The following is a 24846-nucleotide window of genomic DNA, read 5'->3' as shown; positions in this document are numbered from 1 at the left end:
ATTTTTTGCGAAAATATTTCTTATTTTTTCACTTAAAACTTAACTGACCACTTTCATAATTAACGAATTAATCCTTGCGGCTGTAAAATAATCAAACTTGCACCACAAAGCACAATAAAGCCACCTAAAACATCCCATCTCGTTAAAGCAACCTGATCTACAAAACGAAGCCACATCAGCGCAGTAAAAATGTAAATACCGCCATAGGCTGCATAAATTCGTCCCGAGGCTGCTGGATGTAATGTAAGTAACCAAACAAAGACAGCTAAACTTAAGACTGTCGGCAACCACAACCAAGCGGACTTCCCTTCTTTTAGAATAAGATAAGGTAAGTAACACCCTAAAATCTCAGCGATTGCAGTAATAATAAATAACCCGAACACACTGAGTATTCGGGTTATAGAAAGACTATCAATTAACATAAATTAAGCTGGTTCTGCCGTGTGGTGATCTTCAAAAACTTCAAGTTTTAGGCCAACTGCTTTGCCATCTTCTTTCTTCACTGATACCGCCACATTACCGCCATGATCTGCAAGTTCACCAAACAGAATCATTTCAGCTAATGGTTTCTTCAAGTGTTCTTGAATGAGACGTTGCATTGGGCGAGCACCCATTAAACGGTCATAACCATTGGTTGCTAACCAGTCACGTGCACTTTGATCCACATCTAGAACTACACGTTTTTCATCTAGCTGTGCTTGTAGTTCTGTTAAGAACTTATCAACTACAGATTCAATCACTGTGGTTGGTAAAGCTTTGAACTGAATAACACTGTCTAAACGGTTACGGAACTCTGGTGAGAATGCACGTTTCATTGCTTCTTGGTTGTCCGAGCTATGGTCTTGCTCGGTAAATCCAATGCTTGCACGAGAAATACTTTCTGCACCAATGTTTGTAGTTAACACAATAATGACATTTCTGAAGTCTGACTTACGGCCATTATTGTCAGTCAACGCACCATGATCCATGATTTGCAACAACAGATTAAACACATCAGGATGTGCTTTCTCAATTTCATCCAGCAATAAAACACAATGCGGATTTTTATGGATCGCGTCTGTGAGCAAACCGCCTTGGTCATAGCCTACATAACCCGGAGGAGCACCAATTAAGCGAGAAACAGCATGACGTTCCATATATTCAGACATATCGAAACGAACAAGCTCAACACCTAACAATTTCGCTAATTGCTTAGTGACCTCTGTTTTACCAACACCCGTTGGACCAGCAAATACAAAGCTACCAACAGGCTTATCTGGCGATTTCAAACCAGCACGTGACAACTTGATTGCAGAAGCCAATGCAGTGATTGCTTCATCTTGACCAAATACAACACGTTTTAGGTCACGCTCAAGATTTTCAAGTACCGATTTATCATCTTTAGACACAGTCTTAGGCGGAATACGCGCAATTTTAGAAACGATGTCTTCAATATTTTCAACAGTAATTAAGCTGTCTTCACTTTCTGCTTTTAAGCGGCGCTGTGCACCTGCTTCATCAATGACATCAATTGCTTTATCTGGCAAGAAACGATCATTAATAAATTTCGCAGAAAGCTCAACCGCAGAAACCAAAGCTTTGTCGTCATACTGTACGTGGTGGAAATCTTCAAACTTAGTTTTCAAGCCACGTAAAATATCAATAGTTTCAGAAATGCTTGGTTCATTTACGTCAATTTTTTGGAAACGACGAGATAACGCATGATCCTTTTCAAATACCTGACGATATTCTTGGAAAGTCGTTGAACCGATGCAACGTAAAGTACCATTTGCCAAAGCTGGTTTAATGAGATTCGATGCATCCATAGTGCTACCCATACTTGAGCCAGCGCCAATGATCATATGAATTTCATCAATGAATAAAATCGCGTTTGGATTTTTCTTCAAAGCATTCAGCAATTGTTTTAAACGTTTTTCAAAGTCACCACGGTATTTTGTACCCGCAACCAATGCACCAATGTCGAGACTATAGACTTCTGCATTGCTCAGTGGTTTTGGTGCTTTACCATTTACGATGAGCCAAGCAAGGCCTTCTGCAATTGAAGTTTTACCTACACCTGGATCACCGACTAACAACGGGTTGTTTTTACGACGGCGGCAAAGAATTTGTGCTGTACGCTCAATTTCTTTTTCACGACCAATGAGTGGGTCTGTTTTTCCTTTTTGCGCTTCAACATTTAAATTGAGCGTATAAAGTTCCAATGGCCCAGCATTGCCTGAGTTGCTTTCACCCTCAATGTCTTCAACTTCTTCTTCAACCTGAACTTCGTCTTTACGTGTCCCATGAGACAAGTATTGAGTCAAAGTTAAACGATTAATTTGATGACGTTTAAGTAAATAAACAGCAAAAGAATCACGCTCTGAGTACATTGCGACCAAAACATCCGCACCTTCGACAGTACGATCACCACCACTTGATTGCACGTGGAAAATTGCACGTTGCAAAATGCGGTCAAAACTTTCTGTTGGATGTGGAGCTTGCTCGCTATTTTCGCCAAGCTTAGGAGTATGTTGTTCTACATATTCTTCTAATTCTTTACGTAAAGAAACAATATCAGCTCCGCATGCCTTTAATGCATTCACAGCCGAATCGTTATCGAGTAAGGCTAATAGTAAGTGTTCAACTGTAAGAAACTCATGTCTCTTTTGACGAGCCATGCTAACAGCCAAACGTAATGATACTTCTAATTGACGACTGAGCATGTGACCCCCTTATGCTTTAGGCTCAATCTGGCAAAGTAATGGATGACCTTGCGATCGAGCGTAATTATTAACAAGGTTTGCCTTGGTTTCCGCGATGTCTCTTGGATATACCCCGGCAGTACCTTTACCTTCATAGTGTACTGTTAGCATTACTTGAGTTGCTTGGTCAAGATTCATTGCAAAGTATTGTTGTAAAATTTCAATTACAAAGTCCATTGGCGTGTAATCGTCGTTCAATAATACTACTGCATATAAGGGAGGACGCTTGAGTTCGGGAGGTGCTGTTTGAACAACAACCTCTCCGTCATGATCTTCGTTTTGCGAATCACTTAAGCGTGGATTGAAGTGCCAATCGACATAGCCAGACTGCTGAAAAGAAGCCTTAATATCTTTTAAATTTGTTTGACGCTTATTTGTTCGCATATGATGTTACTATTGTGAATTTGCTTCAGCTTGAGGAATTTCTGCAACAAAAGCAGAAGGTGTTTCGACAGGTTTGCCACGCTGCCAACTAAAACGTTTAATCACTGGTGTCTCAGAACCACCTGTTAAACGCACTTCAATATATTGAGGTGTAAAGCCCTTAGGCATTGTCCAACGGCCAGTCAAACGCTCAAAATCAGTGAAGTTAAAGTTCTTATCTTCAAGTGGCACAACCAAGACTTCAGTATCTTTAATCAGTCTTATTTCAACTGAACCTGAAGCACGGCGTTTACTTGGACTCACTTGCACCAGATCAAGCTGATATTCATAAGCATTTTCTGGTAGTGGTTTAATTGCCAAATCCTGAATGGTTAAGCTTAAACCACCACGTTGTCTTAAAATTTCACGGTAGATATTACTCATACCTTGTTGTTGTGTTTTATCAGCATTGGCTTGATTAAGTGCTGTAAACAAGTCATTCGCATTTGTAACAGCAACATCACGCTCTTGTACAGCAGCATTCAGGCTTTTGTTGACTGCATCTAACGCTGTTTTTTGTTTTTGCACTACTTCAACCAATTGCTCTGCATCTGCATCGTAACCTACAACAGTTAAACCTTGACGGTGCCCAATTGTATAGCCGAGCGCAAAACAACCACTCATTAAAATAGCAGCACCAATAAACAAAGGCTTATTGGTGTTTAAAAATTTTTTCTTTTGCAACGAACTTTCTACAGAAGTCGTCTGTTCCGAGTTTTGCATCGTCATCTCAGTGTTTAAGATCAGAGTCAAGACACACATTTAAATCGAAATTTAAATGTGTGTGAAGCAAAAAAGAGTTTTTTATGGTAATAAACCAATCCCTTGTAAGCCTTCGTCTTCATTAAAGCCAAACATAAGGTTCATATTTTGTACAGCTTGACCAGATGCACCTTTTACAAGATTATCTTGAGCCGCCAAAATAATGAGTTTATTTGGTTGTGGTTTATATAAAGCAATACGTAATTCATTTGCTCCACGCACACTGCGTGTTTCAGGTGAACTATTCGCAGGCATGACATCTACAAATTTTTCATTTGCATAGAAGTCTTCATACAAAGCTTGTAAGTCTGCTTGCTTACCTGCCTCAGTCAAGTCCACATAAATTGTACTCAACATACCGCGAATCATTGGTACCAAATGCGGTACAAATAAGAGCCCTTCAAAGCCACCTTTTTGCCCAGAAATATTTTCTAATGCTTCGACAATCTCTGGATGGTGACGGTGACCTGCAACACCATACGCTTTAAAGTTATCGGCATTTTCACTATAAATCATGCCTAAGCTTGCTTTACGGCCAGCACCAGAAACCCCTGATTTTGCATCAATAATAATATTTTTGGTTTCAATCAATGCTTGTGCAGATTTTAAAAGTGGAGCCAAACCTAATTGAACAGTTGTTGGATAACAACCTGGATTACCAATGACTTGAGCCTGTTTAATTTTTTCACGATTTAACTCAGTTAAACCATAAACAGAATCTTTTAGTACATCTGGGCACGCATGTTCCATGCCATACCATTTTTCAAACTGTTCAAGATTTTGCAAACGAAAGTCCGCTGCCAAATCAATAACTTTGGTCCCTGCTTCGATCAAATCTTTTGCATGCTGCATCGCAACACCATGTGGGGTCGCAAAGAATACAACATCACATTCTTTTAATGCATCAATGTTTAAATCTGAAAATTGAAGATCTGTATGCCCACGTAAGTTTGGGAACATATCAGCAACTGGTTTGCCTGCTTCTGTACGTGAAGTCAGAACTCGAACCTGCGCTTTTGGATGTCGTAATAAAATACGTAATAGTTCAACGCCTGTATAACCAGTTCCACCAACAATTCCGACAGAAATCACGTGCATTACCTCAAATATTGAATCTATACTTGCGGTAGTATGACAGGATGTCCAGGCTTACAAAACCATTTCATGCTTGGTAATTTTAATTTTTTTATTTTTTAGCGTTAATTACATAGCACTTGCTGGTCTGTCAGAACCAAACAAATATCAGTAAATAAATACCAGATTCATTTTTGGAGAGCTAGGATGCTTGATCAATCAAAACAAACAAAGTTGTGCACTTATCTCGGCCTTAGTACTTTAATTTTAAGCGTAGCCCTTGTTGGATGTGGTGGTGGCAGTAGTAGCGGAGGTTCATCTAGTACCCCAACACCAACTGTGCCAACTCCTGAAGTTATGACAGATTTTACGCTTAAAACCCCTGTCGAAATGCGCAATGTTCAACTCAAAGTCTATGACAATACCGACAATAGTATTTTGATTGATACCCAAGTTGCCAGTTTAACAAGTTATAATATTAAACTTCCAAGTACCAAGTTGAATCGGCTTTATCGAGTAGAAGTCACAACTCAAGCTTCATCTCAGGTATTTGATCCAATTAATTCTAAATATGAGAACATTTCTGGCGTCTATCACGCTTTTATTACTCCAAGTTCAATAAGCAATAAAACGCAGCCGATTAGCCCAAGTTCAGAAGCGATTTATCAGCGTGCCGTAATTCGTTCAGGCCAACTTCCACAAGAAACGATAGACCCGACCCGTATTGAACAATCACATGTTGATTTGGCTTCTCAAGATGTTTACACCGCTCTTATTAGTGCGTTTAAAGATGCTGCTATTCCAAGCTTAAGCCCAGCTAGCCCGCTGACTGTACTAAATTTATTACAGTATTCAACTAAACAGCCTAGTACTTATGTAGATAGCTATCTGAGTTTCGGATATTTACAATACTGGAATACGATTCATGGTAGTACCAATGCATATCAAGAACTTACAAATAGTCTTGCAACCGATTTAAAAGATGGATATTTAGACGGCAAAAAACTTAATGGTGACAATACGACCATGACACCTATTTTTAGTCCATCGCCAGATAATATTGACCCTGTAAAAAATACGCTTTTGGACATAGCAGCCAATCAAAAAGCGTCTCGCGATTATTTTGCTACCAATTTAAAAGCTGCCACATTGCAACTAGCAGATGCACAAAGTCAGTCCAGTTTAGATCAACCAGGATATGTTCTTTTGCAGAAAAAACTCTATTCTGGAGTTGTGCCTTCTGGAAATACGACTGATTTTTTCCGTATAGATGGTGCGGGTGATTACCGACGTGCCGTAGGATTTAGTGGTATTACAACAAGTTGTAATGGTTCGGCTTATCCATGTAAACAAGGCTTAACCAGCATCAATATAGCTGACCCTAAACTGCCTGCTACGGACTATTTAGTTGGTCACTATGAAAACAGTGCATCGGGTTGCCAACTTAATTTTCGTGCTAATGGTCAAATTGAGTTAATTCAAGGTTCACAAAGTTATCGTTCTGCCTTAAGCGCAGATAGTACAGACAACTTACTGCAAACAGACGCTGCAAGTTATAGCTACTTACTTAACTCAAGTTCATCTGAACCCAACAATTCAACACAGCAATATAATTTTATACAGCTACATATTAAAGCGAATAAGATTGTCAGTGCTCAAGCAGGCCTTGATAGCCGCAAAGCACCGGATGTATTACAGACAACACAATTAGAATGTAGCTTTAACTAAGCTGTGACATACCACCACGCAGGCAATGGATTACCTTTTAATTGTCTGCGATGCTGCATATAGTGAGGGTCGAACTTTGCAACTTCGGCCCAAAATGCAGGGCTATGGTCGAAGTGTTTAGTATGTGCTAACTCATGAATACAAACATAACGGGTAATTGGGGCTGGCATAAGAACCAGACCTGCATGCAGCATAATATTATGTTGACTACTACAACTTCCCCAACGAGTTTTAGGACGTCGAATTGCACATTCAGCATAACTTAACCGTGTTTTTTGGCTAAGCTCTGACAAAAGTTCTGGTAACTCTTGTTTGGCATAAGCAATCACGGCATTTTGTAAAGCTTGGTAAGGTTGTTGGTCTTTAATAAATAAATAATTATTTTCCCAATCAAATTGAAAAATGCGATGTTGTTTTTGCACCACAACTTGAAAAGGCTGTTCTCTGTTGAAAAAAGAAATTTCTGAAGGAATCTCAAACGACGTAGACTGAACGTGTTGCTGTTTACTCCACGTCTCGATCAACCATTGTTCAGACTGCGCCAAAAACTGCTGAATTTGTTTTTTACTACAAAATAACGGGACCGTCAGTCTTATAGACGCAGGCTCAACACGTAAGCGCAATTTTCTTGCCCTTACGTGACGAACAATTTTAATTTCTGGCATTTCCACAGACATTACTGTGCAGTACGCTCTTCAATACCATTATTTGTCGCAACAATAGCAATTGTTGCTGGGTTTAACGCAAAAATACCGTTAGTCACAACACCTGGAATATTATTGATGGTCTTTTCCAAATCAATTGCGTTTAAGATGTTCAAATTAAATACATCTAAAATAACATTACCATTGTCTGTTACTACGCCTTCACGATAAACCGGATCACCACCTAAGCTGACCAATTTACGAGCTACAGCAGAGCGCGCCATTGGAATCACTTCTACTGGTAATGGGAAATCACGACCAAGTTGATCAACCCATTTCGAATCATCAACGATACATACAAATTTTTTAGCAATTGAAGCTACAATTTTTTCACGAGTTAATGCTGCGCCGCCGCCTTTAATCATATGCATGTGACGATCAATCTCATCTGCACCGTCAACATAAGCATCAAGGCTGCCTACATGGTTCATATCAACCACTTCAATACCTAATTTTTTAAGACGGTCAGCTGTTGCTTGCGAACTTGCCACAGCTGCCTCTAATTGTAGTTCAGGTAATAAATCAATTAAAAAATTTACAGTACTTCCAGTTCCTACCCCCAAAATGCCACCTTTGGGTAAGTGTTTTAAAGCAGCTTTAGCAGCAGCTTGTTTCTTTTCATCTTGGGTTGCATATAGGCTCATTACATCACTCAACTATTTTTTGACATTTATGCGCCAATAAACGGCGCAAATGCACAAGGGTTTGCTACAATAATTTCCTATTTTAAACTGTTATAGGGAAGATGAACATGCTGTCTCGTGTGGTACGACAAATTTTACAAGCAACGGTTTATGATGTTGCAATTGAAACACCTCTCGAAGCAGCTCCACGAATTAGTCAAAAATTAAATAATACAATTCGTTTTAAGCGTGAAGATTTACAACCTGTTTTTTCTTTTAAATTACGCGGTGCTTATAACCGTATTAGTCAAATACCGAAAGACCAACTTGAGCGTGGTGTAATCTGTGCATCTGCGGGTAATCATGCACAAGGCGTGGCATTGTCTGGTCAACGTTTAGGTATTCCTGCGATTATTGTTATGCCAAGCACGACTCCTGACATTAAAGTTCAAGCAGTTAAACGCTTGGGTGGTCAAGTTGTATTACATGGTGATAGTTTTGATGTAGCAAATAAATACGCTCAGCAACGTGCCGAAGTTGAAGGTCTTGTATTCATTCCACCCTATGACGATGAACTTGTTATTGCTGGTCAAGGCACAATTGCAAATGAAATCTTACGTCAATGGCGTGATGTAGAATATGTGTTTGTTGCTGTAGGTGGCGGCGGCCTAATTTCAGGTGTAGCAGCTTACCTTGGTGAAGTTGCACCCCATGTGAAAATTATTGGCGTTGAATATGAAGAGTCTGCTTGCTTAAAAGCAGCACTAGAAGCAAATGAACGCGTAATCTTGCCACATGTAGGCTTATTTGCAGACGGTACTGCTGTTGCACAAATTGGTGCTTTGCCGTTTGATATTATTCGTCTTCGCAAATCTGATAACTCAGGTCCAATTGTTGACCCAGACATTGTGACTGTAAATACAGATGAAATCTGTGCTGCAATTAAAGATACCTTTGATGAAAACCGTAGCATTGTTGAACCATCAGGTGCAATGGCGTTAGCTGGTATTAAAAAATATGTAGCTGAGCATAAAATTAGCGGTAAAAACATGGTGTCGATTGTTTGTGGTGCCAACATGAACTTTGACCGCTTACGTTACATTGCAGAGCGTACTGAACTCGGTGAACAACGTGAAGCAATTTACGCGGTTACACTTTCTGAAGAAAAAGGTGCATTCTTAGGTTTCTGCCGTGCCCTACAAGGCCGCAATATTACCGAGTTTAACTACCGCGCAAATAACACAGAAGAAGCACAAGTTTTTGTGGGTATTAGCTTAAAAGGTGGTGATGCTGAACGCCATGAAATTTTAGAGCAGCTTAAACAGCAAAATTATGTTGTCGATGACTTATCTGATGATGAAGTGGCTAAATTGCATATTCGTTACTTAATTGGTGGTCATGCCAATCTGGATGATGAAAGATTGTTCCGTGTTGAATTCCCTGAACGTCCGGGTGCATTACTCACCTTCTTAACTCGTTTAGGTCCAACCCACAATATTACCCTATTCCATTACCGTAACCACGGTGCTGCTGAAGGTCGTGTGTTGGTTGGCTTACAAGCGACAGATGCCAAACAAAATCCAGATGGCTTAATTGAAACCCTAGAGCAAATTAGCTATCCATATGCAGAAATTACTGACAATGTGGGCTATAAGCGTTTCTTAAAATAATCTCTGATTTTGATAAAAAAGCTGACATATTTGTCGGCTTTTTTATTATTTAAGCCCAATATTTTCTATATTTACATTGCTTCTCTTTATCTCAAAGAAAATATCATTAAAAATAAAGCCCTAATTAAGTATAAAAGGTTATTTATGGCACAGTTCGCGGTCATCGGCTTGGGAAGTTTTGGAGCAACAGTTGCTCAAGAACTCACAAAATTAAATCATGATGTTATTGGCATTGATACAGTCAAAAAGAATGTTGAGAACCTTGCCGATGTTTTAACTCATGCTGTCATTGCTGATGCTACAGATGAACATGTACTAGATGAATTAAACATTCAAAATTGTGATGCGGTTGTTGTTGCAATTGGTGAAGATATTGAAGCCAGTATTTTATGTGTGCTGAATTTAAAAAATCTCGGTATCGATAAAATTTGGGTAAAAGCAAAAACCAAAGCCCACCACACAATTTTATCTCACCTCAATATCAACAAAATCATTCATCCTGAAGAAGATATGGGCGTACGTGTTGCTCAAGCACTCAATTACCCAATGGTAAGTCGGTACATGTCTTTAGATGATGATCACTATATTGTGAAAATTGATATTCCAGAGAAATTAAATGGCATTAACTTGTATGGGATTATGCAGCAAGCACCACAAGTTAAAACACTACTTGTAAAACGAAAGCAACAGATTTTATTTGAAACTGTAGAGACTTTTACCTTACAAACGCATGATATTCTTATTTTAGAAGGTCATTTACAGCAACTTAAAAAACTCTCACATTGTTTCTTATAAGAAAACGAACTAGAAAATATGTCTCTTAAACCTAAGCCACACAAAACACTGAATTTAAGTCCTCCATCTTTATTAGCGTTAGGGTTTCTAGCATTTATTATATTCGGCACATTGTTGCTTAAGCTTCCTATTGCCAATAACGGACATGTCAGCTGGATGGATGCATTATTTACAGCAACCTCAGCGGTTACCATTACAGGTTTATCTGTTTTAAATATTCATCAATCTTTTACACTTTTTGGGCAAGTCATTATTTTATTACTGATTCAGTCAGGTGGTTTAGGCTTCATGACTTTTGCAATTTTGGCTGCACTAAGTCTATCGCCGAAAGTTGGTCTTAAACAGCAAATGATGGCTCAAGACAGTCTTGGTCAAACCAGCCTCTCTAAAGTGACCTTTGTTGCAAAAGGTGTTGTCGCCTATACTTTTCTTTTTGAATTGATCGGAACCATAATTCTTACGACTGCATTTACACCTGCGTTTGGTTTTGCTCGCGGTTTGTATTATGCAATTTTTTATAGTATTTCTTCATTTAACAATGCGGGTTTTTCTTTATTTAATAATAGTTTAATGGGGTTCCAAAACAACTATGTCATCTGCCTAACAGTGAGTTTACTTTATATCTTAGGTGGACTTGGCTTTTTAGTTTTGATGGATATCAAACAGAATAAAAAGTGGAAAAAACTAAGCCCCAATAGCAAACTAATACTTACAACAATAGCGATTATTAATTTAGTCGCCTTCATATTAATCTGGGCTCTAGAAGCACAAAACCCTCATACATTAGGCATGCTAAGCGTAGGTGATCAAGCTTTACATGCGTGGTTTCAAGCGACTGTTCCGCGATCTTCCGGGTTTAACACCATTGATACAGGAGCAATGACCAATAGCAGCTCTTTGCTTATGATGCTACTGATGTTCATTGGTGGTGGTTCATTAAGTACTGCTGGCGGTATAAAAGTAGGTACTTTTGTCATATTGGTTTTAAGTGTACTGTCCTTTTTAAGACGTACCGATGAAATCAGGGTTTTCAATCATTCTGTTTCCCACGAAACCACTTATAAGGCCTTAGCAGTTACCGCGATTACCAGCATCCTCATATTTATTGGGTTCTTTATACTTTTGCTGTTAGAACCGAAAGCCGACTTTATGAACTTATTATTTGAAGTAGTATCGGCAGCATGCACAGTTGGGCTGTCTCGAGGGATTACACCAGACTTACATAATGGTAGCTTGTTTATCTTAAGTCTACTTATGTTTGCAGGAAGACTTGGACCGTTAACGCTGGCATATTTAATTGCTACTCCTAAAAAGAGTCGTCTCAAACACCCTCAGGCCAACATTCAAATTGGTTAATAAAAAAGCCGCTGTAAAAAGCGGCTTTTTTATAGGTTTTAACTTAGTACCAGTTCATGAGTGAAACACCCAAACCTGCATAAGTTGCACGGTGGTTATAGTCAATTAAGCTTTCACCATATCCATTAAATAGCTGGAAGTGACCACGCAACTTACCACTAATTGGGAACGCCCAGTCAAACTGAACTGCACCATGAGAGTCATCACCACCTTTTAAAGAGTGACGTAGCATTAGCGAGAAATCATTGTCTTTCCACTTATAAAAAGCAGTTAAATCACCTCGCCCAATATAATCTTCAATATCAGGGTTGTTATCATCTTTACTTGCTTCGTTAATACGTACCCAAGGACGAAGCATTACGGCAAAATTGCCACGCTCTAAGCCCACATTAAAGATGACACGGTTCCAGCTACGAGATAAGGGATCTGAACGACCATTTGACTGGTGATTTAAAGTTACACCTAATAAACGACCATCTAAACCAAGCAACTCATAGTTTGTTCTAAACATTAAGCTTGCTTCAGGCTCATAATTCGTTTCACGGAAAGGACGAGATTCTTCAGAGTTAAATGTCTGCCAACGTGATGATTGAGTATAACCCACCCATAAATCACCATTGTTACCGAAAATATTTTCCCAAGCTTTCGTTTTTAAAGAAATTTGAAATTTAGTTTCCGTAGATTTCAAATCTTGAGCTTCTTTAACAGTGTTATTGGGATTTGGGCTACTTGGAAATTCATTTTTATCGCTGGTCCAAAATACAGGCAGCAAATAGACAGGCTGATAAGCTCGAATGTTCCAAACACCAAGTTTACTTTTTTCAGATAACTCCCAACGTTGATCTAATAAAGAAGTAGTAGGTTCAATTTTTGGAGCCTTCCCTATTACTTTAATATTACTAACTGTATCTACAACCTTCTCTTTAAATGTTTCAGGCTGAACAGCAGGTTTATCAATTTTTTTAACAGGCTCTGGTACTGCTGCAGCTTGAACAGCCGGTAAAGCTGAGGGCTTAAATACAGAGTCATAACAAGCTAGGCGATCAGCATTTGAAGCAAGGGCAACACATGCATCTACGGTCGCAGGTTTTACAGGGGCTAAGGTGTCAGCATATGCCACCGACGCACATAAACAGCTAAGCAGGGTTCCCATACTTAGCTGTAATGATGTGCGTTCAAATTGTCTGAACGCCATGTTCATCTCCAATTTTTATTTTAATTAACTTGTTTAATCGTAAAGCCCAGTTGTTGCAATTCATCACGTTTTGCAAAAGGTGCAACCACAGCTTTTACAGGTGTTTGTTCAATTAAATATTGACGCGCGACACGTTGTAAGTCTTCTAAAGTCACATGCAATAATCTTTCACGTAATGTACGACGGAAAGTTGGAGTTCTTGCATGTAACAGTGCATAACATGCTGTAATTGCTTCACCGGCTGGTGAACCAGGTTTGTCCATACTCGCCACCAAACCAAGAATTGCTTCTTCAAGCTGATGAGGTTGTTGCTCTGTATTTAACAACCATTGCACGCTTGCTTCAAAGTCTTTAAACGTCTCAGCTAAACGTGGGTCACGGTAACTAAAGAAACGGAATGAACATGCATTTCCATCATAACTAGCACCGCCACCATAAGCACCACCTTTTTCACGAATAGCACTGTGCAAGAAACCATTACGCAAGTAGGCTGCCAACACCATTAAAGGCGCAGCATCTGGATGAGATACGTCCACAGCTTGATATGCTGAAGCACAGAACTGAACATTGGTTTGAATTAACCATGCTTCATGTTCATTATCGTTTTCTTGCTCAACTAGAGTTAACTCAGTCGCTGCTGTATCAACGTTTAGCTTATCCCAAACATTCTGAATTTCTTCAACTAAACGCTCTGACTGATGCTCTTCACATACCAACAAGAACTGTTTAGGTGCTTGCAATAATTTGGTATGGATATGCTTCAATTCAGCAATAAGTGCATCATAAGCGCCATCGTCTTGGGTAATTTTAGTAACAAGCTCACCTAACCAATTTAATGCACCTAAACCAGTGTTTTGATAGTCGCGTTGAGCTAATGCACTCATGTTACGAGAAGCAATTTGCATCGCATAACTATGGCCCGCGCCCGACAAACGAGACTGCCAGCGTGTCTTACGTTGCTGTAACAACTCAATAATTCGCTCTTTCTCATCAAAACGAAGTTGTTCAAATGCTAATTTTAATAAATGAATCGCATCGAACTTCTGAGTTAAAGATTTAGTCGTTAAAGTTAACCAAGCACTAATTTTGTCTTTATCATCAACCTTACTACGTAGCGAAGCACCCATTCCTAAACCACCACTTACAGCTGTTTGTAAGTTTTGTAGTTCAAGATAGTCATACTCACCTGCACCAACCTCTCCCATTAAAATAGAGAGCAAATTGAAGTATGGTGATTTAACCACATCATCAGGAATCTGAATGAGGACTTGTTGATAGTAAATACCATTCGTTCCAGCATGATACAAATTCAACGGCGTATCCATTCGATTACAAATAATTTCACGCAATTGACCTTGTACAATATGCAAGTCAGCTGGAACGTCTTCTAGACCTACTTTTGGTAACAGCTCAAGATTGTCTGGTGTATCTTGACGTTCTTGTAATGCTTTGGTTTTAGCAATGATTTCTGCTTTGTCTTCTTCAGTAAGCTTTTCACCAATCGCAGCTAAACGTGTTTTTTCAGCTTCTTGCTCTTTTACTGACTTGGTTGCATCCGGTACTAAAGTCATTTGTACACGGTGCGGGTTATCTAACAAATGTGTTTGAATCAGATTAGATAACCACATTGGGTCTTGAAGTTCTTCTTTGACCTGAGCAATCGCACTGTCAACATCCCAAATCTGAATTGGGTCATTATGGTGAATAGCGCCACTTAAACCATTTAAAATTAGGTTTAAACCATACGGCGTACCATCACCATTAATTTCACGTTGATGCAACTCGATTTGATGCAAAATCGCATCAACTAAAGCCGAATCAATTGGTTTTGCAGCCACTTCACGTAAAATGTTTAAAACACCATCTTTAAAGCTTTCTGCATACTCTGGGTTTGAACCTTGAACACCACAGTAGAATGTCATTTCAAAGTTACTGTCATCTACGCCCATTAATGGACCAGTTGACTGAGCATAACCACAAGTTTCTAAATAATGACGTAGTGGCGACGCTGAGTTTTCAAGTAAAACACCTTCGACCAACCGCATACCTAGACGTAGTTTGATATCACTCGCTTGTGGTAATAACCAAGACAATACATGGTAAGTTTTATCTTTTAAATCATCGCCATCAACAGCATAGTTTTCTGTAACTTCTACAGGTGCTGTTAAACGTTTTTCTGGTTTTGAATATAAAGTTGTGCCCGCAGCAAACTTATGTAGAGCTAGTTTTTCAAATTGCTCTTGTAACTCATACGCCGTTTGGTTACCGAAAGTCATAAATACCGCATTACTTGGATGGTAATGAGTTTTATAAAATTCGACTAACTGTTCATACGTTAAGTCAGGAATATCTTTTGGATCACCACCTGAGTTGTAGTGATATGTAGTTTCAGGGAATAGATGATGAGCCAACTGGTGATAAAGCTGATCAGACGGCGCACTCATCGCACCTTTCATTTCATTGAACACTACGCCTTTATATACAGGCTGATCATTTTCAAGTTCAATACGAATACCTTCTTGAGCAAAATCAAGAGGATTTAAATTTGCTGAAAAAGCAGCATCTAGATAAACAGAGAGTAAGTTTTGGAAATCTTTCTTATTTTGTGTTGCAAACGGATATGCTGTCCAATCTGCTGCTGTAAACGCGTTCATAAATGTATTTAATGAACGGCGAATCATTAAAAAGAATGGGTCACGTACAGGAAACTTTTCAGAACCACATAAAGCGGTATGCTCTAAAATATGTGCAGTTCCTTTAGAGTCCATCGGTTGTGTTCTGAACGCAACAAGGAATACATTTTCATCATAATCAGTTGCCAAGTGATAATGCACCGCACCTGTGACTTTATGCTTATATTCAGACACTAAAATATCTAATGCTTCAACATGGTGCTGACGTAGCAACTGAAACGCAGGGTGAACAGTTTGAGAAATGGTTTCAGTGACATCTACAGTCATGTGATCTCCTAACATATCGGATAAGTGAATAAGTCTCATTATAGCCTGAGTCGGCTTGAGATTGGCGAACAAAAGCCAAGTAAAATACTATGTTTTTGTTGAGTATTAGTTTTCATAGGCATAGCTTTGATATCAAGCACATAGCCCGCATCATTGTATCCTAGCAGAACAAAACCTTTTAATACTATCTATATCCTATACAACAAATAAAAAAGCTCATCATTTCGATGAGCTTTTTTGATATTTTTTTAATTAAAAACGATAGCGAAGAGCAACTTGTGCATTTAATGGGTCACCCATCATGTTTGAATCATTTGCTCCACTATGACCTGAAACAAAATAATCGCGATCAAACAAGTTATTTAAGTTCAAGTTCACATCATAACGTTCACTTTGATAACCTAAGGCCGCATTCACAACTGCATAACCTGGTAAAACGTTTTTGTTATCTGGTGCACTAAAGCGCGATGATTCACCACGACCACCTACAGCCGCATACCAATGATCATTAGTTTGATATTTTAACCACAGGTTAGCAGTGTTGTTCGGTGTAAGCGCTGAGTGATTCCCCGTAAATCCAATAGTCGACTTTTCAATCTTACCATCCATATAAGAATAGCCAGCTAGCACTGACAACTGATCAGTCAACTGACCTGTTAACGAGAGTTCAACACCTTTAGTTTTTTGCTCACCCGCTAACAGTGCTTGATTTGGATTAGCCGGATCTTGGTTTTGAATATTAGTTTGGCTCATTTCAAACAAAGCCAATGTCACATTCAATTGATCATTTACATCCCACTTCGCACCCACCTCATAATTTTCAGTTTTTGTGGGACTTAAATCAGCACTATTTGTATATAAAACAAATGAATCAGCTAAAGGTTGGAAAGAACGGTTATAAGAAGTATAAAGTGAAAGATTGTTTACTGGCTGATAAACCAATCCGATTCGTGGAGAATAGGTGTTATCAGTTCTATTTAATATTTGAGACTTCACTTTATCATTGCGATCTTGAGATAGATTGTCATAACGTAAACCAACTAAAACTTTAAGCTGGTCTGTCACTGTCATTAAGTCTTGCAGATACACGCCGTAGTTTTCAAAGGTATTGCTATTGTTATTACGCGCAACTGTTGTTCCGGTATTAATAGGTGCCCAGTACTCTAATTTAGGATCATATAAATCAGTGGTTGTTTTAGCACCTTGCCAAAGTATCTCATCTTTATGCTGCTTACTATATTCAGCACCAATTAAGGTATTGTGCTTTAAGAAACCTGTATTAAATAAAGCGCTCAACTCTTGCTGAACATACACACCATCTTCATTACGCAAGCGTTTATTTTGAGTCAAAGTAATTTTTGATTTATCAGCAGGATGCGTATCAACACTATATTGACGGTCTAATGAGTAGTTATAGTGGCGAACTGCACCATGATATTTGAGTTGATCATTAAACTCATGATCCAAACTTATAGTTTGACTTGAGATTTCAGTGTCAACATCCCCGACTTCTTTACCGTTTAATGCACCATAAAAAGTTTTAGGATTTGTCTTAACAGGTTTACCTGTAATTGGATCTGTCGGGAAGCCTTGATCAGCTAAACGATCATCATGCAAATAGTCAGCCTGAAGTAAAAGTTTAGTTTTATCGCTAATATCCCACTGTACTGATGGAGCCAGCGCCTGACGTTTTAAAAAGGCCTGATCACGATAACCATCTGAATCTTCAACTGCGCCAGTTAAACGAACCTTAACATTCTCTGCGACTTTTTCATTCACATCGACTTCTGCACGGCGTTGACCTGTAGTACCACCAATCAAGCTCACTTCACGCAAAGATTGATCCATTGGTTTTTTATTAATTTTATTGACCAAACCACCCGCTGAACCACGTCCATAAAGTACGGAAGCAGGTCCTTTTAGTACCTCAACTCGCTCAACATTCGACATATCACGAAAATACAATGCATCATCGCGAATACCATCTACATAATTATCTGTGATTGCTGAGAAACCGCGAATCATGACTTGATCACGCTGTCCATCACCGACACTAAAGCTCAAACCAGCAACGTTTTGCAAGGCACCTTGCATAGAGGTCACAGTCTGCTCTCTTAGAATTTGCTTAGGTACGACATTTACAATTTGAGGAACATCTTTTAATTGCATAAGTCCTTTAGTTGCACTTGATGCTTGTCCCACTTCTTGTTTTAAACTGATTTCCTTGTCAGCTTTGACTGAAATTGTTGGAAGGTTGGTTACCGCCTGAGAGTCTGTATCTGCAGCATATACTTGGCCTGTTATAACCCCAACTGATGAAATAAATAAAATAGAACGTTTCATGTAAGTTCGCTATGAATAATTTCAGGCGAAGTTTCAATGAAATACTATACGTTTGTAAATATTATCAAGAATCATTATTAATTGATAATATTTATTAAAAAGAATATTTCAATTGCTTAGGTAAACAATAAAACTCTGCTAGCCGCTGAATTACCTGAATTTTATTCAACAAACTACAGCAAATGTGAGCAATGGTGTAAACTTATCGATCTGATTTTTTATTCTGTGACAACACATATGGCAACTGTAGATCTTTTTGCAATTGGTAATGCATTAATCGACCAAGAATTTAAAGTGTCTGATGATTTTCTTAGTCAGCAAGGCTTACAAAAAGGCACAATGCAGTTGTCTGATGGTGAAACACAATCTGCTTTATATGAAAATTTAAAGCAAACTCAAGATTATAAAGGCCAAGCAAGTGGCGGCTCTGCTGCAAACACAACTGTAGCCTTTAGTGCATTAGGTGGTAGCGCTTTTTATGGGTGTCGTGTTGGTCATGATCAATTAGGTGAAATTTACCTACAAGGACTAAATGATGCAGGCATCCAAACTACCCCAAAGTCAATCAGTGAAGGTGTAACAGGTACCTGTATGGTACTTATTAGCCCAGACTCTGAGCGTACCATGCATACCTATTTAGGTATTACGGCTGAACTCTCTCAAGATCAAATCGATTTTGAGCCACTTAAAACAGCAAAATGGCTTTATATCGAAGGTTACCTTTCTACAAGTGAAACAGCTCGTAAAGCAGTAAAACAAGCTCGAGAAATTGCAAAAGCTAACGGTGTTAAAATCGCTTTATCTTTATCAGACCCAGCAATGGTTCAATATGCCCGTGAAGGCTTAGAAGAACTTATGGATGATGGTGTAGATTTATTGTTCTGTAATGAGCAAGAAGCTTTAATGTATACCAATACCGCTACAGTTGAAGATGCTCTCACTCAATTGCGTTTTAAAAACCATACTGTTGTGATTACACAAAGTGCAAAAGGTGCTCTAGTTGCAAACCCAACTCAACATTTCCATGTACCAGGCCGTCACGTCGAAGCTGTAGATACAAATGGTGCTGGTGATGCTTTTGCGGGTGCATTCCTTTATGCATTAAACCATCATGAAGACTTAACTGCTGCTGCACAGTTAGCCATCTTAATTTCTAGTGAAGTTGTGTCTCAATTTGGTCCTCGTTTAGCCATTAATGACTATGCTAAACTCCTCGAAAATTTTCAGAAGGAATGTGCTTGAAATGGAAAGGATCTGTATGACGGAAGAAGTTCCTGAGCGTGAAGCTAGAGCTTTTGACACTTTACAAGGAACGACTATTTTCATTACACAGCGTGATGGCTCATTCTATGCCTATCAGAATTTATGCCCACATTTACAAACCGAACTTGAATATTTAGAAAATCAATTTCTAGACCAAGACAAAGAATATATTCAATGCTCTACTCACGGTGCTTTATTCAACGTGGAAACAGGCGAATGTATTTCAGGTCCTTGTTTAGGTGATTTTTTAAATAAAGTTGAGATTAAAGTACATTCAGATGGCGGTATTTATATCGTAGACTGAGATCATCAACATTAGAGTTTCTACCATGGCTGATTTCTTTTTTAATTATTATCTTATGCCATTTCATTTAAGTGTTGTGGCTTTGATATTGCTCAGCGTGGTAGAAACCATTGGTATGTATATTGGGTTACGCCCAAGCCAACTACTAAAAAAAATTGCACCAGATTGGCTTACTAACTCGCCATTACTGAATGTTAAGTTTTCTAAAGCTCTAATTTTCGTTTTTTTACTTATTAATTTCAGCTTTGCAGGTTATTTCTTACAACTCTCTTTCTTTGCAATACAGCATTACTTTATTACTCCTTTTTATTTAATTATTCCTGCGCTGGTCATCGCAATCTTTTTTACAGTGTTTATGATCCACTGTCTTGACCAAGTGATTAAACCAAAGCTTACCCATACCAATTACAATCTGTTAGGACGACTAGCGACGATTTCCAGTGGCAGTGCTAGACCCGGTTTTTCAGCTCAAGCGCGTGTCCGTGATGAGTTCGGCCAACTACACTATGTACAAGTTGAACCAGAATTTGGTGAGTTAGAACTATATTCTCAAGTGATTCTTATTAAAGTTCATAAAAGCCATTACGTTGCCAAGAAAATTTCTCTCTCAAACGATCTTTTCGCTCCTGATTAATTATTTTTAATTTCTGTAGCCTTTTATCGCTTTTTACAGGCTTTATTACTTCTCTCTATCCTATTATTTTCTTTAATTAAAATTAATCCAACTATTTTAGTTTGAAATAAAATCACCTTTATTATATCCAACCATTTTAATCAGAATTAAATTTAACCATACTATTTTAATCAACTTAATATATTTATTTACAAGTGTTTTAGTTGGATTTAATAATCAATTCATACCATTTTAGTTAGATATTTTATTTAAAATTATTTAAATATATAAGTCATTGTTTTATATAAAAAAGATAATTAAGTTTTTATTTAAAATATATTTATTGTTTATTTTTAATATATTTTGATTAATAATGAAATTAATATGTATCGAGGTTTATTTCATGAGCCTTAAAAATCCAGATATTAATGCCAAATTAGTTAGAGAGATTACGATTATTCTAATAATTAAAGTCGTGCTTCTCTTAACAATCAAACATATTTGGTTTGATGCTCCCACTATCCCCAAAAATTTCGACAATCAAGTCGCTGAGCATATTGCAGGCGATAACACTTCCCACATTAAGGAGACACGTTGATGATTTCTGAAAGCGTGGTTGATCTTTCGCGGTTCCAATTTGCTATGACCGCAATGTATCACTTTCTTTTCGTACCTTTGACCCTAGGCCTTGCGTTTATTCTGGCCATTATGGAAACAACTTACGTGATATCTGGTAAAGAAATTTACAAAGATATGACTAAGTTTTGGGGAAAATTATTTGGTATTAACTTTGCCTTAGGTGTAACTACAGGCTTAACCATGGAGTTCCAATTCGGGACAAACTGGGCATATTACTCACACTATGTAGGTGATATTTTTGGTGCACCACTGGCAATTGAAGGCTTAATGGCATTCTTCCTTGAGTCGACATTTATCGGTTTATTCTTTTTCGGATGGGACCGTCTGAGCAAAGTACAACATTTAGGTGTAACTTGGTTAGTTGCTCTTGGCTCTAATATGTCAGCTCTCTGGATTTTGGTTGCGAATGGTTGGATGCAAAACCCTGTTGGCGCAGCATTTAACTTCGAAACCATGCGTATGGAGCTTGTCGATTTTGGCGCACTTATTTTCAACCCAGTTGCGCAAGTAAAATTTGTACATACTGTTTCTGCTGGATATGTAACAGGTGCGATTTTCGTACTCGCCATTTCAAGCTATTACTTGCTTAAAAAACGTGATCTTCCTTTTGCTCGCCGTTCATTTGCAATTGCCGCGATTTTCGGACTCGCTTCTACACTTTCAGTGATTTTGCTCGGTGATGAATCTGGTTATGAGCTAGGTGATGTGCAAAAAACTAAACTCGCTGCAATTGAAGCCGAGTGGGATACTCACCCTGCACCTGCGCCATTTACTTTATTTGGTGTACCAAATCATGAAGAAATGCGAACAGACTATGCAGTTAAAATTCCATATGCATTAGGTTTAATTGCAACTCGCTCAACAACCAAAGAAGTCACTGGCCTAAAAGACTTAATGCAACAGCACGAAGTTCGTATTCGCAACGGTATGCTTGCTTATGCCGAACTTGAAAAACTACGTGCTGGTGATCGCTCAACTGAGTTGTTAGCTTCATTTGAGAAGAACCAAAAAGATTTAGGTTATGGCCTACTTCTTAAAAAATATGCACCAAATGTCGTAGACGCAAGCGAACAAAATATTCAAGCCGCTGTCAAAGATACTGTTCCAAATGTGACTGCATTGTTCTTCTCTTTCCGTGCAATGGTTGCATCAGGTTTCTTAATGTTGCTTCTTTTCATTTTAGCGACTTGGGCTGTTGCAAAAAGAAATGCTGAAAATAAACCTTGGTTACTCAAATATGCATTGTTTGCGTTACCTCTTCCGTGGATTGCAGCTCAAACAGGCTGGTATGTCGCTGAAGGAGGTCGTCAACCTTGGTCTATCGGTGAGATTTTACCGACACACTTATCAACTTCGAGTTTAAGTACAGGTGATGTATGGGGCTCTATCCTCGCATTAGCAGCGTTCTACACTGTCCTGCTTATTATTGAAATGTACTTGATGATTAAATTTGCTCGCCTAGGGCCAAGTTCTCTTCACACTGGTAAATATCATTTTGAAAAACAAGAGCCGAAAGCACCTGTTAATGGGGAGGTTTTATCATGATTGAATACGAACTCCTAAAAATCATATGGTGGGTGTTAGTTGGAGTCTTACTCATCGGGTTTGCTTTAACCGATGGCTTCGATATGGGCTCAATGGCACTTATGCCTTTTGTTGGTAAAACTGATAACGAACGTCGCGCTGCTATCAATACTATTGCACCGCACTGGGATGGTAATCAGGTCTGGTTTATTACCGCAGGTGGCGCCCTATTTGCAGCTTGGCCAATGGTTTACGCAGTTGCATTCTCAGGAATGTACTGGGCCTTATTACTTGTGCTATTTGCCCTATTCTTACGCCCTGTAGGTTTTGACTATCGTTCTAAACTTGAAAATACACAATGGCGTAATTCTTGGGACTGGGGGCTTTGTATTGGTGGTGCCGTGCCTGCTCTAGTTTTCGGTGTAGCATTCGGTAATTTATTTTTAGGTATTCCTTTTAATTTAGATAGCACATTACGCTCTGAATATTCAGGTAGCTTCTTTGCTCTTCTTAACCCATTTGCCTTAGTTTGCGGTATCGTCAGTTTATCTATGCTGTGCGCGCACGGCGGTGCTTGGCTTATGCTGCGTACAGACGGTGCTTTGAAACAGCGTTCTGCCAAAGCCACCCAAATTATGGCAGCAGTATTCTTGGTTTGCTTCCTTGTAATTGGGGCATGGTTATACTTCGGTCAAGTTCCTGGTTATAGCTATGCTGCTGCAATTGATCCAAATGCTGCTCTTAATCCTTTAGCTAAACAAGTCGTCACAAATAACAACCCAGGTTGGATGAACAACTACTCCAGCTATCCAATCACTAAGGTTGCTCCAGTTGTCGCAATTTTAGGGGCAATTATTGCCTTCTTTACAGCATCAAAAGCAAAAGCAGGTTTAACCTTTGCCGGTACAAGCTTAATGATTGTAGGTGCAATCTTAACTGCTGGGTTTGCTCTCTTCCCATTTTTATTGCCATCGAGTATTAACCCAAACTCTAGCTTAACAATGTGGGATGCTGTATCTAGTCACCGTACTTTAGGTGTTATGACTGTTGCTGCATGTATTTTTGTTCCAATCATTTTGCTCTATACAACTTGGTCGTATTACAAAATGTGGGGCGTGATTACCAACAAACATATCGAGTCAAACTCGCACAGCTTGTACTAATAAGGAGAAGCAAATGTGGTATTTCGCATGGATTCTTGGGATTTTGATGGCATGTTTTGCAGGTGTATTGAGCGCTCTTTATATCGAACACCATCAAAATTTGGATGAGGAATAAAGCATGGCAAACGCAATGACAGCATCAAATCAAAGAAAAGCTCAAGCATTTGCAATGGCCATTTCATTTCTGTTGGCATTGCCGCTTGCTGCAATTTTACTGGTTCATCCTTCACTGATGTTAGATGCAAACGGACACTACAATCATAGCCAGCTTATGCTGGTCATGGTGGGGATTTCCGGAGGCTTCATTTATGGTGTTGGTTTTGTACCCCACTTCTGGTTATGGAAATGGTTATTTAGTCCATGGGTAGCTTGGCCTCTCATGCTTTTAGGCTATTACATCTGGTTTCTAACCTAAACAAAAAGGACCTCATTTGAGGTCCTTTTTCATTTCAATCAGCTTAATAGGTACAAGTGGAACGCCAACATCTGCTTCAAGTGGATATGGTTCTTGATTGCCTGTTTTTGTATATCCTCGTCTCTCATAATAACTAATTAGCTCTGAACGTACATTCAATACATACATGATTGCACTGTCCAATTCCGGTACTTTGTGCAAAGCAAACTGTTCAGCGTACTCCAGAACCGAACGACCTACTTTCATATTCTGTATTTGAGGATCTATACAGAATGTCCCTATCTCAACCGCGTTGTTTTGAAATGTAAGGCCTATGCATGCAGCAATTTGTGAAGAATCAATTTCTGCAACTAATAATACTGAGTTAAGTAATTCTAATTGCTGTTTCAATTGCTCTTGACTAATACGTTGGCCTTTTACAAATTCAACTTCAGTTGTCCAGCTTCTACCTTGTTGAGCTCTATAGGCCTGATTAATCAAATCCACAAGTGAGGGAATATCACTCACTTTAGCTAAACGGAAATTTAGATTTATCATAAATATACTTAGGC

General features: G+C 38.7%; 23 protein-coding genes. 12 read left to right on the top strand and 11 right to left on the bottom strand.

The window, feature by feature from the left end; translation table 11 throughout:
- Window positions 1-59 precede the first annotated feature (59 nt).
- From AC1PJ9_RS13230 to argC, 5 genes are all read right to left on the bottom strand, one after another.
- On the bottom strand, window positions 60-422 hold the full coding sequence (locus AC1PJ9_RS13230; RefSeq protein ID WP_311087485.1) for a YnfA family protein: 363 nt from the start codon (window positions 420-422) through the stop codon (window positions 60-62).
- Window positions 423-425: 3 nt separating this feature from the next.
- Complete coding sequence (gene clpA / locus AC1PJ9_RS13225) at window positions 426-2702, bottom strand: ATP-dependent Clp protease ATP-binding subunit ClpA (protein WP_263613848.1); 2277 nt, start codon at window positions 2700-2702, stop codon at window positions 426-428.
- A 9-nt stretch (window positions 2703-2711) separates the two neighbouring features.
- Entirely contained in the window at window positions 2712-3125 is a 414-nt protein-coding gene (gene clpS / locus AC1PJ9_RS13220) for an ATP-dependent Clp protease adapter ClpS (RefSeq protein ID WP_001260033.1), read from the bottom strand.
- A 9-nt stretch (window positions 3126-3134) separates the two neighbouring features.
- Window positions 3135-3893, bottom strand: coding sequence for a DUF6776 family protein (locus AC1PJ9_RS13215; RefSeq protein WP_263614982.1), 759 nt, complete (start codon window positions 3891-3893; stop codon window positions 3135-3137).
- A gap of 75 nt (window positions 3894-3968) precedes the next feature.
- Window positions 3969-5024, bottom strand: coding sequence for an N-acetyl-gamma-glutamyl-phosphate reductase (argC, locus tag AC1PJ9_RS13210; protein ID WP_311070813.1), 1056 nt, complete (start codon window positions 5022-5024; stop codon window positions 3969-3971).
- A 183-nt stretch (window positions 5025-5207) separates the two neighbouring features.
- Between argC and AC1PJ9_RS13205 the strand changes: the two genes are divergently transcribed.
- Window positions 5208-6728 (top strand): hypothetical protein, encoded by a 1521-nt coding sequence (locus AC1PJ9_RS13205; protein WP_311087484.1) that lies wholly within the window; start codon window positions 5208-5210, stop codon window positions 6726-6728.
- On the opposite strand, the gene AC1PJ9_RS13200 is transcribed toward AC1PJ9_RS13205, so the two are convergent.
- The gene (locus AC1PJ9_RS13200) at window positions 6725-7405 is read right to left on the bottom strand and encodes a YgjP family zinc-dependent metalloprotease (protein WP_311087483.1); all 681 of its coding nucleotides are present in this window, start codon (window positions 7403-7405) and stop codon (window positions 6725-6727) included. The two genes, AC1PJ9_RS13205 and AC1PJ9_RS13200, sit on opposite strands and share 4 nt — an antisense overlap.
- Window positions 7405-8076 carry a ribose-5-phosphate isomerase RpiA gene (gene rpiA, locus AC1PJ9_RS13195; RefSeq protein ID WP_000061060.1) on the bottom strand — a complete coding sequence of 224 codons (672 nt, stop codon included), beginning with the start codon at window positions 8074-8076 and terminating at the stop codon, window positions 7405-7407. Before rpiA ends, AC1PJ9_RS13200 begins: the two co-directional genes overlap by 1 nt.
- 101 nt (window positions 8077-8177) lie before the next feature.
- Here rpiA and ilvA point away from each other — a divergent pair, with 101 nt between their 5' ends.
- The 3 genes from ilvA to AC1PJ9_RS13180 all read left to right on the top strand — a co-directional run bounded on the left by ilvA (window position 8178) and on the right by AC1PJ9_RS13180 (window position 11876).
- Window positions 8178-9725: a threonine ammonia-lyase, biosynthetic gene (ilvA, locus tag AC1PJ9_RS13190; protein ID WP_171063662.1), complete on the top strand. Its 1548-nt coding sequence runs from the start codon at window positions 8178-8180 to the stop codon at window positions 9723-9725.
- 144 nt (window positions 9726-9869) lie between these two features.
- On the top strand, window positions 9870-10520 hold the full coding sequence (locus AC1PJ9_RS13185; RefSeq protein WP_311087482.1) for a potassium channel family protein: 651 nt from the start codon (window positions 9870-9872) through the stop codon (window positions 10518-10520).
- A gap of 18 nt (window positions 10521-10538) precedes the next feature.
- Window positions 10539-11876 carry a TrkH family potassium uptake protein gene (locus tag AC1PJ9_RS13180; protein WP_311087481.1) on the top strand — a complete coding sequence of 446 codons (1338 nt, stop codon included), beginning with the start codon at window positions 10539-10541 and terminating at the stop codon, window positions 11874-11876.
- 43 nt (window positions 11877-11919) lie between these two features.
- On the opposite strand, the gene AC1PJ9_RS13175 is transcribed toward AC1PJ9_RS13180, so the two are convergent.
- The 3 genes from AC1PJ9_RS13175 to AC1PJ9_RS13165 all read right to left on the bottom strand — a co-directional run bounded on the left by AC1PJ9_RS13175 (window position 11920) and on the right by AC1PJ9_RS13165 (window position 18374).
- Entirely contained in the window at window positions 11920-13071 is a 1152-nt protein-coding gene (locus tag AC1PJ9_RS13175; protein ID WP_263613854.1) for a phospholipase A, read from the bottom strand.
- 20 nt (window positions 13072-13091) lie between these two features.
- Entirely contained in the window at window positions 13092-16031 is a 2940-nt protein-coding gene (locus AC1PJ9_RS13170) for an insulinase family protein (RefSeq protein WP_311087480.1), read from the bottom strand.
- Between the two features lie 252 nt (window positions 16032-16283).
- Window positions 16284-18374 carry a TonB-dependent receptor gene (locus tag AC1PJ9_RS13165; protein ID WP_311087479.1) on the bottom strand — a complete coding sequence of 697 codons (2091 nt, stop codon included), beginning with the start codon at window positions 18372-18374 and terminating at the stop codon, window positions 16284-16286.
- Window positions 18375-18611: 237 nt separating this feature from the next.
- Here AC1PJ9_RS13165 and AC1PJ9_RS13160 point away from each other — a divergent pair, with 237 nt between their 5' ends.
- The 8 genes from AC1PJ9_RS13160 to AC1PJ9_RS13125 all read left to right on the top strand — a co-directional run bounded on the left by AC1PJ9_RS13160 (window position 18612) and on the right by AC1PJ9_RS13125 (window position 24295).
- Window positions 18612-19616: an adenosine kinase gene (locus tag AC1PJ9_RS13160; protein WP_233929883.1), complete on the top strand. Its 1005-nt coding sequence runs from the start codon at window positions 18612-18614 to the stop codon at window positions 19614-19616.
- Window positions 19617-19632: 16 nt separating this feature from the next.
- Entirely contained in the window at window positions 19633-19941 is a 309-nt protein-coding gene (locus AC1PJ9_RS13155; protein ID WP_002050689.1) for a Rieske (2Fe-2S) protein, read from the top strand.
- Window positions 19942-19966: 25 nt separating this feature from the next.
- Window positions 19967-20575 carry an OB-fold-containig protein gene (locus AC1PJ9_RS13150; protein WP_086377691.1) on the top strand — a complete coding sequence of 203 codons (609 nt, stop codon included), beginning with the start codon at window positions 19967-19969 and terminating at the stop codon, window positions 20573-20575.
- A gap of 382 nt (window positions 20576-20957) precedes the next feature.
- Window positions 20958-21152 (top strand): cytochrome oxidase putative small subunit CydP, encoded by a 195-nt coding sequence (gene cydP, locus AC1PJ9_RS13145; RefSeq protein WP_004708486.1) that lies wholly within the window; start codon window positions 20958-20960, stop codon window positions 21150-21152.
- Complete coding sequence (locus AC1PJ9_RS13140) at window positions 21152-22738, top strand: cytochrome ubiquinol oxidase subunit I (protein WP_311087478.1); 1587 nt, start codon at window positions 21152-21154, stop codon at window positions 22736-22738. The genes cydP and AC1PJ9_RS13140 overlap by 1 nt, the downstream gene beginning before the upstream one ends.
- Window positions 22735-23880, top strand: a complete 1146-nt coding sequence (gene cydB / locus AC1PJ9_RS13135; protein ID WP_311087477.1) for a cytochrome d ubiquinol oxidase subunit II — start codon at window positions 22735-22737, stop codon at window positions 23878-23880. Before AC1PJ9_RS13140 ends, cydB begins: the two co-directional genes overlap by 4 nt.
- Window positions 23881-23893: 13 nt before the next feature.
- Window positions 23894-23995, top strand: a complete 102-nt coding sequence (cydX, locus tag AC1PJ9_RS13130) for a cytochrome bd-I oxidase subunit CydX (RefSeq protein WP_000270276.1) — start codon at window positions 23894-23896, stop codon at window positions 23993-23995.
- A gap of 3 nt (window positions 23996-23998) precedes the next feature.
- Window positions 23999-24295: a cyd operon YbgE family protein gene (locus tag AC1PJ9_RS13125; RefSeq protein WP_086377694.1), complete on the top strand. Its 297-nt coding sequence runs from the start codon at window positions 23999-24001 to the stop codon at window positions 24293-24295.
- Window positions 24296-24307: 12 nt separating this feature from the next.
- Here AC1PJ9_RS13125 and AC1PJ9_RS13120 read toward each other — a convergent pair whose 3' ends face one another.
- On the bottom strand, window positions 24308-24832 hold the full coding sequence (locus tag AC1PJ9_RS13120; RefSeq protein WP_311087476.1) for a GNAT family N-acetyltransferase: 525 nt from the start codon (window positions 24830-24832) through the stop codon (window positions 24308-24310).
- Window positions 24833-24846: the final 14 nt, after the last annotated feature.

It is taken from the genome of Acinetobacter sp. 70_2 (genome assembly GCF_056736115.1).
This window is presented reverse-complemented; position numbering and strand designations above follow the sequence as displayed.

What these genes read in the sequence shown, in the direction of transcription:
- AC1PJ9_RS13230 (WP_311087485.1), bottom strand. Translation starts at nt 422, where the DNA reads ATGTTAATTGATAGTCTTTCTATAACCCGAATACTCAGTGTGTTCGGG.
- clpA (WP_263613848.1), bottom strand. Translation starts at nt 2,702, where the DNA reads ATGCTCAGTCGTCAATTAGAAGTATCATTACGTTTGGCTGTTAGCATG.
- clpS (WP_001260033.1), bottom strand. Translation starts at nt 3,125, where the DNA reads ATGCGAACAAATAAGCGTCAAACAAATTTAAAAGATATTAAGGCTTCT.
- AC1PJ9_RS13215 (WP_263614982.1), bottom strand. Translation starts at nt 3,893, where the DNA reads ATGACGATGCAAAACTCGGAACAGACGACTTCTGTAGAAAGTTCGTTG.
- argC (WP_311070813.1), bottom strand. Translation starts at nt 5,024, where the DNA reads ATGCACGTGATTTCTGTCGGAATTGTTGGTGGAACTGGTTATACAGGC.
- AC1PJ9_RS13205 (WP_311087484.1), top strand. Translation starts at nt 5,208, where the DNA reads ATGCTTGATCAATCAAAACAAACAAAGTTGTGCACTTATCTCGGCCTT.
- AC1PJ9_RS13200 (WP_311087483.1), bottom strand. Translation starts at nt 7,405, where the DNA reads ATGTCTGTGGAAATGCCAGAAATTAAAATTGTTCGTCACGTAAGGGCA.
- rpiA (WP_000061060.1), bottom strand. Translation starts at nt 8,076, where the DNA reads ATGAGCCTATATGCAACCCAAGATGAAAAGAAACAAGCTGCTGCTAAA.
- ilvA (WP_171063662.1), top strand. Translation starts at nt 8,178, where the DNA reads ATGAACATGCTGTCTCGTGTGGTACGACAAATTTTACAAGCAACGGTT.
- AC1PJ9_RS13185 (WP_311087482.1), top strand. Translation starts at nt 9,870, where the DNA reads ATGGCACAGTTCGCGGTCATCGGCTTGGGAAGTTTTGGAGCAACAGTT.
- AC1PJ9_RS13180 (WP_311087481.1), top strand. Translation starts at nt 10,539, where the DNA reads ATGTCTCTTAAACCTAAGCCACACAAAACACTGAATTTAAGTCCTCCA.
- AC1PJ9_RS13175 (WP_263613854.1), bottom strand. Translation starts at nt 13,071, where the DNA reads ATGGCGTTCAGACAATTTGAACGCACATCATTACAGCTAAGTATGGGA.
- AC1PJ9_RS13170 (WP_311087480.1), bottom strand. Translation starts at nt 16,031, where the DNA reads ATGACTGTAGATGTCACTGAAACCATTTCTCAAACTGTTCACCCTGCG.
- AC1PJ9_RS13165 (WP_311087479.1), bottom strand. Translation starts at nt 18,374, where the DNA reads ATGAAACGTTCTATTTTATTTATTTCATCAGTTGGGGTTATAACAGGC.
- AC1PJ9_RS13160 (WP_233929883.1), top strand. Translation starts at nt 18,612, where the DNA reads ATGGCAACTGTAGATCTTTTTGCAATTGGTAATGCATTAATCGACCAA.
- AC1PJ9_RS13155 (WP_002050689.1), top strand. Translation starts at nt 19,633, where the DNA reads ATGACGGAAGAAGTTCCTGAGCGTGAAGCTAGAGCTTTTGACACTTTA.
- AC1PJ9_RS13150 (WP_086377691.1), top strand. Translation starts at nt 19,967, where the DNA reads ATGGCTGATTTCTTTTTTAATTATTATCTTATGCCATTTCATTTAAGT.
- cydP (WP_004708486.1), top strand. Translation starts at nt 20,958, where the DNA reads ATGAGCCTTAAAAATCCAGATATTAATGCCAAATTAGTTAGAGAGATT.
- AC1PJ9_RS13140 (WP_311087478.1), top strand. Translation starts at nt 21,152, where the DNA reads ATGATTTCTGAAAGCGTGGTTGATCTTTCGCGGTTCCAATTTGCTATG.
- cydB (WP_311087477.1), top strand. Translation starts at nt 22,735, where the DNA reads ATGATTGAATACGAACTCCTAAAAATCATATGGTGGGTGTTAGTTGGA.
- cydX (WP_000270276.1), top strand. Translation starts at nt 23,894, where the DNA reads ATGTGGTATTTCGCATGGATTCTTGGGATTTTGATGGCATGTTTTGCA.
- AC1PJ9_RS13125 (WP_086377694.1), top strand. Translation starts at nt 23,999, where the DNA reads ATGGCAAACGCAATGACAGCATCAAATCAAAGAAAAGCTCAAGCATTT.
- AC1PJ9_RS13120 (WP_311087476.1), bottom strand. Translation starts at nt 24,832, where the DNA reads ATGATAAATCTAAATTTCCGTTTAGCTAAAGTGAGTGATATTCCCTCA.